Source organism: Massilia sp. Bi118 (genome assembly GCF_918697865.1).
GTDB lineage: Bacteria > Pseudomonadota > Gammaproteobacteria > Burkholderiales > Burkholderiaceae_D > Telluria.
The window spans coordinates 39,035-46,077 of record NZ_CAKKMV010000026.1 but is presented as its reverse complement, the minus strand read 5'-3'; the positions used below and the strand labels follow the sequence as shown (position 1 = coordinate 46,077).

Sequence of the window (7,043 nt, the reverse complement as noted above, 5' to 3'; positions counted from 1 at the left end):
ACTCGCTGGCAGCTTCGCTGACCATGCGCACGGCGCGCTCGATGACTTCGGGGGAATACTTCGGTTGCTTCTTCATGACTCCATTTTCTCAAACAATGGAGCCTCTACAAAACCCGGGGCGGTTCAACTGCCCTCGAGCGGAGGCTTTTGCATGATGCGGACAGCCCTCATTTCTCTTGGTGCTGCCTTCCTGACGGCAGTGATTACCTATTTTGCGATACTCGTCCTAGCGCCAACTATGTATGCAGAGAAGGCTTTCAACATTCTTTTCGCCGCATTTATCGGATCGGCAGTCGTTACATCCATAGTGTTAATTCGCAAGCAACGGTAATCTGCAGAATTTCGTTCATTGTAAAAAAAGGGCAGCTTACGTCGCCCTTCGTGCTACCCCTGAGCTTCGCGTCCTGGTTCATCTTCCGCCACTCGCAACCGCCAGTAAAAGTCGGGCCTTACTCAGACAACGGTAGTTTCCGTAATTTTCCTATACGCATCAAGAACCTCTTTGCCAACGACTAGGTTGCCGTCTGGGGTCTTCGCGCGTTAGGTGTTCCGCCTTCGCTCTGACTAGTTAGAGGACTCAGATTGCTGTGGTGTTATTCCACATACGATCTCAAGCCTGTCGTGCCTCGCAAAATGGTGTAGCGGTCTACTATGGCCTCCCAACCATACGAGGAAGACTTTCATCATGGTGCGACCCTACGAACTTTTTTACTGGCCGACGATCCAGGGACGCGGCGAATTCGTCCGGCTGGCGCTGGAGGAAGCCGGCGTCGACTACGTGGACGTGGCCCGCGAGCCGGGCGGCATGGCGCGCATGCTGGCGGCGATGGATGGCCCGGATCATCCGCCCTTCGCGCCACCCTTCCTGAAGGCGAATGGACTGACGATAGGCCAGACCGCCAACATCCTGCTCTTCCTCGGACAGCACCACGGCCTGGCGCCCAGCGAGGAGGCCGGCGGCCTGTGGGTGCACCAGCTGCAGCTGACGATCGCCGACCTGGTCGCCGAAGTGCACGAGACCCACCATCCGATCGCGACCTCGCTGTACTACGAGGACCAGCGCCCGGAAGCCAAGCGCCGTTCGGCCGACTTCATCGAGACCCGCATCCCGAAGTTCCTCGATTATTTCGAAGGCATCCTGGCACGGCCGGAGCCCAAGGATTACCTGACGGGCGACACGCTCACCTATGCGGACCTGTCGCTGTTCCAGCTGGTCGAAGGCCTGCGCTATGCCTTCCCGGCGACCATGGGGCGGATCGATGCGGGCTATCCGCTGCTTGGGGCCTTGCGTGATCGCGTGGCGGCGCGGCCGCGGATTGCGGCTTATCTCAAGTCCGAACGGCGGATTGCGTTCAATGAGGAGGGGATTTTCCGGCATTATCCGGAGTTGGAGCGGCAGGAGAAGTAAATCGTCATGCCGGGCATTGCCCGACTTGACTTCCCGCGAAAGCGGGAACCCATACTAAGGTGATCAAGGACGCTCAGTATGGATTCCCGCTTTCGCGGGAATGACGTGTTAGCGATGACGGGTTAGTCCCAGGCCGGCGCAAAGTCCGGGTTGACCAGGCGCTCACCACGCTCCAGCCCATCGATCACCGCGATATCTTCGGCCGACAAGCGAACCTCCAGCGCCCCCAGATTCGCGGCCAGATTCTCCCGCTTCGTCGACGAAGGAATCACCGCAAACCCCTTCGCCATCGACCACGCCAGCGCCACCTGCGCCGGCGCCGCATTCATCCGCGCAGCGATCGACAGGACCGCAGGATCGGCCAGCACCTTCCCATACGCCAGCGGCATGTAGGCCGTCACATGGATCCCGCGTTCGCGCGCAAAATCAGCCACGCCACGGTTCTGCAAAAACGGATGCAGCTCCACCTGATTCGTCGCGATATTCGACGCGCCGACGGCAGCTATCGCCTGCGCCAGCAGCGCCTTCGTAAAATTCGACACGCCGATCGCCGCAGTCAGTCCCTGAGCGCGTGCTTCGAGTAAAGCCTGCATCGACTCGGCCACCGGCACCGCGTCCTGCGGCGAAGGCCAGTGGATCAGGGTCAGGTCGACCTGTTCGAGGCGCAGCTTGTGCAGGCTGTCCTTCAGGCTTGCAATGAGCTTGTCGCCGCCCAGGTTCTCGGTCCAGATCTTGGTGGTGACGAAGACCTCGCGGCGCGGCACCTCGGATGCCTGCAGCGCCTCGCCGACCTCGGCCTCGTTGCCGTAGATCTGGGCGGTGTCGACGTGGCGATAACCCAGTTCGAGGCCGTTGCGGACCGAGTCGATGGCTTGCTGGCCCTGCAGGCGGAAGGTGCCCAGGCCGAGTTGTGGAATCGTGTTCATGTCAAATTCTCCAAAAAGCGTATTCAGTGAGTGAGGATGGCGGTATCCGAAGCGGCAGGCGCCGCGATGCCGCGCGCCGCGTCGCGCCGGTCCAGGCGGCCGGCCAGGGTGGTGAGAAGCAGCGCGCCCAGCACCACCAGTGCGCCGATCCAGGGCGTGGCCATCAGGCCGATGCGGTCGACGATGATGCCGCCGCCCCAGGCGCCCAGCGCGATGCCGACGTTGAAGGCGGCGATGTTCAGGCCCGAGGCCACGTCCACCGCCTGCGGCGCATCGCGGCCGGCGCGCTGCACCACGTAGACTTGCAGCCCCGGCACGTTGCCGAAGGCGACCGCGCCCCAGGCCAGCACGGTGACGAGTACGGCGATCTTGTTGGCGGCGGTGAACTGCAGCACCAGCAGCACGGCGGCCAGCAGCGCGAACACGATCTGCAGCGCGCGCACCGGACCCTTGCGGTCGGCCAGCTTGCCGCCCCAGATATTCCCGAAGGCGACCGAGACGCCGTACACCAGCATCACCAGCCCCACCGCGCCGGCCGAGAAGCCGGCCACCTGCTGCAGGATCGGTGCCAGGTAGGTAAAGGCGACGAAGGTGCCGCCATAGCCGAGCGTCGTCATCGCATACACCAGCAGCAGGCGCGGCTTCTTCAGCACCGCCATCTGCGTGAGCAGCGAGGCCGGCTTGCCACGCGCGATCCCTGAAGGCACCAGCAGGGCGATGCCGATGAAGGCGATCACGCCCAGCATGGCGACGGCCAGGAAGGTCATCTGCCAGCCGAAATGCTGGCCGATGAAGGTCCCGAGCGGCACGCCGGTCACCAGGGCGACGGTCAGGCCGCTGAACATCAGGGCGATGGCGCTGGCCGCTTTCTCTTTCGGCACCAGGCTGGTGGCGATGGTCGAGCCGATCGAGAAGAACACGCCGTGCGCCAGGCCGGTCAGCACGCGCGCGGCCATCAGCGCTTCGTAGCCGGGCGCCATCCAGGCGACCAGGTTCCCGGCGGTGAACAACAGCATCAGGCCGAGCAGCAGGAGTTTACGCGGCACGCGGCCGGTGAGGGCGGTCAGCACCGGCGCGCCGATGGCGACGCCCAGCGCGTACAGGCTGACCAGCAGGCCGGCCGAGGGCACGGACACCTGCAGGCTGGCGGCGATGGTGGGGATCAGGCCGACGATCACGAATTCGGTCGTCCCGATGGCGAAGGCGCTGAGTGTCAGCGCCCAGAGTGCGAGTGGCATATCAAAATCTCCCGAAGCCTTTGATCGAAACCAGCATTCTGCCGACCCCGGCGTGCAAGAAAAACATGCCGTCGTACAATAGACTTTTGACTCGGAGTCACAAATGCTGGATGTCGGCGCCCTGATTACCTTCGTCACCGTCACCGAAACGGGCTCGTTCTCGACCGCCGCCCAGCAGTTGGGTCAGACCCCCTCGGGCGTCTCGCGCACCGTGTCGCGGCTCGAAAAAGAGCTGGGGATGACCCTCATGCACCGCACCACGCGGCGCCTCGACCTGACGGCGGAAGGGGCCTGGCTGCTGGAACGCGCGCGCCGGGTATTGGCGGAACTGGAAGATACCGAGGCCCAGGCGGCGGCAAGGCGTGGCCATCCGGCGGGACTGGTGCGCGTGAACGCCGCCACGCCCACGCTCGACCATCTGATTGCGCCGCTGGTGGCGGACTTCCTCGACCAGTACCCGCAAGTGTCGCTGGAGCTGACCAGCGGCGAGACCTATATCGACCTGATCGAGGAGAAGGTCGACGTCGCGATCCGCATCGGCATCCTGCCCGACTCCAGCCTGAACGCGCGCCTGCTGGGCCACAGCCGCATTCGCGTGCTGGCCGCGCCTTCCTACCTCGAGCGCCACGGCCGTCCAGGCAAAGTGGCCGACCTGGCAAAACACCGCCTGCTGGGCTTCACGGCGCCGGCCACGCTGAACACCTGGCCGCTGAGCGACGGCGGGCACGAAGGCTGGGCAGCCAAGCCGCAGGTGACGGTGTCGAGCGGCGAGACCCTGCGCCACCTGGCCCTGGAAGGAGCCGGCATTGTCAGCCTGTCCGACTTCCTGACCAGAGCGGACATAGCCGCCGGCCGCCTGGTGCCGGTGCTGGAGCAGAGCGCGCTGCCCTGGAGCCAGCCGGTGTGGGCGGTGTTCTACAAACAGGAGGCGCTGGCGCCGCGCGTGGCGGCCCTGGTCGACTTCCTGGCGCAGCGTCTGTCCACCATGCTTGAAACGCGTTGAGGCCAGGCTTCACTCTTCCTCGCGCGCGTCCCTGCGATAGTCGCCCGGGCTGCTGCCGGTCCAGTGCCGGAAGGCGCGGCAGAACCCGGTGGCGTCGGCGAATCCCAGGTCGAAGGCCAGCGCCGCCACCGGGACATTCGAGTGCGTCAGGCGATGCACGGCGATGTCGCGCCGCAGGCCATCCTTCACCTGCTGGAAGTGCGTGCCTTCTTCCACAAAGCGGCGGTTCAGCGTGCGCACCGACATGTGCAGGGCCGCGGCCAGGCCCTGTATCGTGAGCGGCTCGGACAGCGCCTGCTCGAGCTGAGCGCGGGTCCTGGCGACGATGGTGCCGCTTTCCACCGGACGGAAGACCCAGTCTTCGGGCGCGCGTTTCAGGAAGGCCCACAACTCGTGCTTCTCGCGCTTGAAGGCAGCCGCGCAATCCGCGTATGAGAGAATGATGCCGGTGGCCTCCGAGTCGAAGCGCACCGCGCCCGGGAACATGAAGACATAGTCCTCGACATGCCTGGGCTTCGGAAAGCGGAAGGCAGCTTCGAGCAGTTCGATCTCGCGGCCCAGCAGCCAGGACGCGGCGCCGTGGATCAGCTTCATCATCAGCGCGTGGCCGAGCGGCTTGACGTCCAGGCCAGGCGTCCTTTCCAGCAGGGCGATGCGGACCGTGTCCTGCCTGATCGCGATGTACAGGCGGTAGTCGTCCAGCAGCAGATTCCAGAAACGGACGAAGCGGTTCAGCGCCACCAGCACGGTCGGCGCATCGAGCACGCTGAGCATCAGGTATTTCAGGGTGCCGCTGCGGATCGGCCGCGACCACAGGCCCAGCATCTCGTCGTCGAGCGTGGCCGCGATGGCCCGGTACAGCGCGCCGTATTGCTGGCGCGTGATGCGCGCGTCGGCGCGGTGCAGCAGCGGGCGCGGAATGCCGGCGCTGGCCAGCGTCCGTTCCGCGACTTCCTTGCCACGGCTGCCGCGCAGGGCGTGCAGCATCTCGTGCAGGACGCGGGCCGAGACCGTGACGTGGTTTTGCCAGGATGGAGTCATGCCGCCGATTATGGCGCATTTTGCACATTCATTGGCGCGATGCGGCAACAACCGCAACGCAGCGCTCCTATACTGCCCTCACTTGTGGCGCGCTTTGCGCATTATTTGCCAATTTGGAAGGAGCATGAAATGAACGCGAAACGCATCGTGGTGACCGGCATGGGCATGGTTTCGCCCCTGGGCTGCGGGGTCGAGACCGCCTGGGCCCATCTGCTGCAGGGCCGTTCGGGACTGGCTCCCCTGGACGAGGCGCTGGTCGAAGGCATCCCGTCCCGGGTCGGCGGGGTGGTGCAGGATTTCGATCCCGCGTCGATCGTCGACGCCAAGGACCTGAAGAAGATGGACCGTTTCAGCCTGTTCGCCCTGGCGGCGGCGCGCGAAGCGCTGGAGCAGGCCGGCTGGCAGCCCGGGACCGACGAGCAGCGTGAACGCACCGCCACCATCGTCGCTTCCGCCGTCGGCGGCTTCGGCACGATCGCGGAGGCGGTGCGCACCACCGATACGCGCGGGCCGAAGCGCCTGTCGCCCTTCACGGTGCCGCTCTTCCTGGCCAACATGGCGGCCGGCCAGATTTCGATCCGCCATGGCCTGCGCGGCCCGATCGGCGCGCCGGTCACGGCCTGCGCCGCCAGCGCGCAAGCCATCGGCGATGCCGCGCGCCTGATCCGCGCCGGCGAGGCCGATATCGCCGTCTGCGGCGGCACCGAGGCCTGCATCGACCGCGTCAGTCTGGGCGCCTTTGCCGCCGCCAGGGCCTTGTCGACCGGCTTCAACGAGCATCCCGCGCAGGCCTCGCGGCCCTTCGACCAGGCGCGCGACGGCTTCGTGATGGGCGAGGGCGCGGGCATGCTGGTCATCGAAGACCTCGAACATGCCTTGCGGCGCGGCGCCGTGCCGCTCGCCGAACTGCTCGGCTACGGCAGCAGCGCGGACGCCTGGCACATGACCTCACCGCCTGATGACGGCGACGGCGGACGGCGCGCGATGCAGGCCGCGATTCGCCAGGCGGGTATCGCCCCCGCCATGATTGGGCACCTGAACGCGCACGCGACCTCGACCCCGGCCGGCGACGCCAGCGAGCTCGCGGCCATCAAGGCAGTGTTCGGCGCCGGCCGCGGCCCGGCGGTGTCGGCCACCAAGTCGGCCACCGGCCACCTGCTGGGCGCGGCCGGCGGCGTCGAGGCGATCTTCACCTTGCTGGCGCTGCGCGACCAGATGGCGCCGCCGACACTGAACCTCAGCCAGCCCGACCCGGCGGCCGAGGGCGTGGACATCGTCGCCGGCGAAGCGCGCAGGATCGCGACCGACTACGCGATCTCGAACGGCTTCGGCTTCGGCGGCGTGAACGCCAGCCTGGTGTTCGGGCGGCTGTAAAACCCCGGGGCGGCTTGTTGTTTTGCTCATGCTTGAGTTAGCATCCTTTGGCC

7 protein-coding genes are annotated in these 7,043 nt (G+C 65.9%); 4 read left to right on the top strand and 3 right to left on the bottom strand.

Annotated features, from left to right (window positions below; all coding sequences use genetic code 11):
* Positions 1 to 331, top strand: a 331-nt coding sequence (locus LQV39_RS25290; protein WP_230029955.1) for a hypothetical protein, incomplete at its 5' end; no start/stop codon positions are given.
* Positions 332 to 685: 354 nt separating this feature from the next.
* Positions 686 to 1,408 (top strand): glutathione S-transferase, encoded by a 723-nt coding sequence (locus tag LQV39_RS25285; RefSeq protein WP_230029954.1) that lies wholly within the window; start codon positions 686 to 688, stop codon positions 1,406 to 1,408.
* Between the two features lie 122 nt (positions 1,409 to 1,530).
* On the opposite strand, the gene dkgB is transcribed toward LQV39_RS25285, so the two are convergent.
* Entirely contained in the window at positions 1,531 to 2,334 is an 804-nt protein-coding gene (gene dkgB / locus LQV39_RS25280) for a 2,5-didehydrogluconate reductase DkgB (protein ID WP_230029953.1), read from the bottom strand.
* A gap of 23 nt (positions 2,335 to 2,357) precedes the next feature.
* Entirely contained in the window at positions 2,358 to 3,572 is a 1,215-nt protein-coding gene (locus tag LQV39_RS25275) for an MFS transporter (protein ID WP_230029952.1), read from the bottom strand.
* A 103-nt stretch (positions 3,573 to 3,675) separates the two neighbouring features.
* Between LQV39_RS25275 and LQV39_RS25270 the strand changes: the two genes are divergently transcribed.
* A complete protein-coding gene (locus tag LQV39_RS25270; protein WP_230029951.1) occupies positions 3,676 to 4,575 on the top strand; it encodes a LysR family transcriptional regulator in 900 nt (299 codons plus the stop codon).
* Positions 4,576 to 4,584: 9 nt separating this feature from the next.
* Here the strand turns inward: LQV39_RS25270 and LQV39_RS25265 are convergent, their stop codons facing one another.
* Complete coding sequence (locus LQV39_RS25265) at positions 4,585 to 5,616, bottom strand: AraC family transcriptional regulator (protein WP_230029950.1); 1,032 nt, start codon at positions 5,614 to 5,616, stop codon at positions 4,585 to 4,587.
* Positions 5,617 to 5,745: 129 nt separating this feature from the next.
* Between LQV39_RS25265 and fabF the strand changes: the two genes are divergently transcribed.
* Entirely contained in the window at positions 5,746 to 6,990 is a 1,245-nt protein-coding gene (gene fabF, locus LQV39_RS25260) for a beta-ketoacyl-ACP synthase II (protein ID WP_230029949.1), read from the top strand.
* Positions 6,991 to 7,043: the final 53 nt, after the last annotated feature.

Coding starts and splice junctions, on each gene's coding strand:
- dkgB (WP_230029953.1), bottom strand. CDS start 2,334: ATGAACACGATTCCACAACTCGGCCTGGGCACCTTCCGCCTGCAGGGC.
- LQV39_RS25275 (WP_230029952.1), bottom strand. CDS start 3,572: ATGCCACTCGCACTCTGGGCGCTGACACTCAGCGCCTTCGCCATCGGG.
- fabF (WP_230029949.1), top strand. CDS start 5,746: ATGAACGCGAAACGCATCGTGGTGACCGGCATGGGCATGGTTTCGCCC.
- LQV39_RS25285 (WP_230029954.1), top strand. CDS start 686: ATGGTGCGACCCTACGAACTTTTTTACTGGCCGACGATCCAGGGACGC.
- LQV39_RS25265 (WP_230029950.1), bottom strand. CDS start 5,616: ATGACTCCATCCTGGCAAAACCACGTCACGGTCTCGGCCCGCGTCCTG.
- LQV39_RS25270 (WP_230029951.1), top strand. CDS start 3,676: ATGCTGGATGTCGGCGCCCTGATTACCTTCGTCACCGTCACCGAAACG.